The following is a 2,241-nucleotide window of genomic DNA, read 5'->3' as shown; positions in this document are numbered from 1 at the left end:
TGACAATTTCGCGCTTCCCCCGGGAAAGGGGGAAGCTGCCCGAAGGGCAGAAGGGGGCGGGAGGCGCCGAACTGCACCCTCACCGCCTTCGAGCGAAGACAATCCCCCTCTGCCCTCCGGGCCTCTCCCCCGGCGGCGGGGGAGAGTATTCGGAAGGAAGAATTTTTTGCGCATCTTCCGCTACAGCAAATGGGACGGCTCGCAATTCGAGTACGACCCCGATGCGACGCCGGGCACCAAGCCCGGGGCCGCCTCGCGCGAGGATGTGAAGGATTTCTTCCAGGAACTCTCCAACAACCTGATCCACGGTTTCTCCACCCAGGAAGCCCTCGACTGGATGATGCGCAACGGCTTCGAAATGCCCAGCCGCCAGATGCGCGTCATGGGACTCAATGAACTGGCCCACGAGCTGCGCAAGCAGCGCCAGGAGATGTTCGAGAAGTACAACCTCGACAACTCCCTCGACGAGATCAAGCAGGCGCTCGAGGACATCCGCAACTTCGAGAGCCAGACCCTCCACCAGCGCCCGGATCTCGATGAATCCGATCGCACCCGGCGCGAGCAGTTCCTCGAAAACCTGCCCGCCACTCCCAGCGCGGCAATCGACGCGCTCGAAGACTACGACTTCCTCGATGAACGCGCCCGTGAGATCTATGAGGATCTCAAGTCAAAGCGCGACCAGATTCGCGACGTGGAGAATTTTCGCAACCGCTATCAGAACCAGTTCACCGGCGAGGAATCCCTGGATTTCGAAAATGCCGCCGACATGGTCAGCCAGTTCAACCAGATGCAGAACATGGAACGCGCCCTCGAACAGGGTGACTTCCAGATGATGGACCTCGACCAGCTCTCGGAATTGCTCTCCGAAGAGGGGTTCGAGTCACTGGTCATTCTGATGAACATGGGCGATTCGCTGCGCGATGCGGGCCTGCTGGGCGAAGGCATGGGCGGCCCGGAGCTCACCCCCAAGGGTATGCGCCGCATCGGGGCCAAGGCCCTCGACGACCTTTATGCCGACCTGAGCAAGGACCAGCTCGGCCCCCACGAGACACGCGAGCGCGGCGTGGGCCGGATTCTCCCCGAGAGCAGCAAGCCCTACCAGTACGGCGACGCCTTCCACGTGAACCTGCCGCGCACGTTCATGAACGCGCTCACCAGCCGCGGCGGGGGCATTCCGCTGCAGTTCGAGCAGGGCGATTTTGAAGTCCACGAGGTCGAGCACACCTCGCAGACCGCGACGGTGATGCTGGTCGACATGAGCTGGTCGATGAGCTGGGAGGGAAGATTCCCGGCGGCGAAGAAGGTCGCGCTGGCGCTCTCGCATCTCATCCGCACGCGCTTTCCCAACGACCACTTCTACACGGTGGGTTTCTATACCCGCGCGCGCGAGCTTTCCCTCAAAGAGCTGCCCGAGATCATCTGGAACTCCGGCGACCCCTTCACCAACCTGCAGGACGGGCTGCGCGTGGCCGACCGGCTGCTGGCCAAACACAAGAACGCCAACAAGCAGATCATTCTGGTCACCGACGGCCAGCCCACGGCCTACACGCTCAAGGGCGAGCTGCTCGTCGAGTGGCCGTGGGATTTTGGCGGCATCAGCCCGCGCGCTTCCTACGAGACGCTCAAAGAGGTGCGGCGCCTTACCGAGAAGGACGTCCGCATCAACACCTTCATGCTCGATGACTCGCCCGCGCTGGTGGGCTTCATCAACGAACTCTCGCGCATCAACAAGGGCCGCGCCTTCTACACCCACCCCGACCGCCTGGGCGAGTACCTGCTGGTGGATTTCCTCAAGGGGCGTCGGAAGAAAGTGGGCTAGGGCTCGCTCTGTTCCCCGTCGCTCTGTTTGCTCTCTTCGCCCGAATCCGGCCGCGTGCCGGGAACAATGGCACGCAGGGTATTCCGAACTCCCTTGCCCGCAGAATACAGACCACCCGGGACATCTTCGGTAACGAAATCGCTCACCGGCGAAGGCTCTTCTTCTTCGATTGGTTGAGTGTCGTAATCAAAGATATCCGGCCGCAGTTTTCCCCGTGGCGGATGGTCGGCGTCGGGCTTTCCCTGCTCGGCCAGCCAGGCACGCTCCCGGTTCAGGTAATCCTTGATCAAATCAAAACCTTTCTCGGTTTTCGGCCCGTACTTGTAGTTGGGTGACCTGCCGGCCACCTTCTCCTTGAACAACCAGCCTACGATCCTGCCTGAGACATCAACGTAGTAGGTTCGGTGGTCCTCAACTTCGTA

General features: G+C 61.5%; 2 protein-coding genes. One reads left to right on the top strand and one right to left on the bottom strand.

Annotated features, from left to right (window positions below; all coding sequences use genetic code 11):
* Positions 1-166: 166 nt before the first annotated feature.
* Positions 167-1,819 carry a VWA domain-containing protein gene (locus KDH09_16080; protein ID MCB0221218.1) on the top strand — a complete coding sequence of 551 codons (1,653 nt, stop codon included), beginning with the start codon at positions 167-169 and terminating at the stop codon, positions 1,817-1,819.
* On the opposite strand, the gene KDH09_16075 is transcribed toward KDH09_16080, so the two are convergent.
* Positions 1,816-2,241, bottom strand: a 426-nt coding sequence (locus tag KDH09_16075) for a hypothetical protein (protein ID MCB0221217.1), incomplete at its 5' end; no start/stop codon positions are given. The genes KDH09_16080 and KDH09_16075 overlap by 4 nt on opposite strands.

The organism is Chrysiogenia bacterium (assembly GCA_020434085.1).
GTDB lineage: Bacteria > JAGRBM01 > JAGRBM01 > JAGRBM01 > JAGRBM01 > JAGRBM01.
The sequence above is the reverse complement of the archived record's forward strand: the minus strand, read 5'-3'. Positions and strand labels throughout refer to the sequence as shown.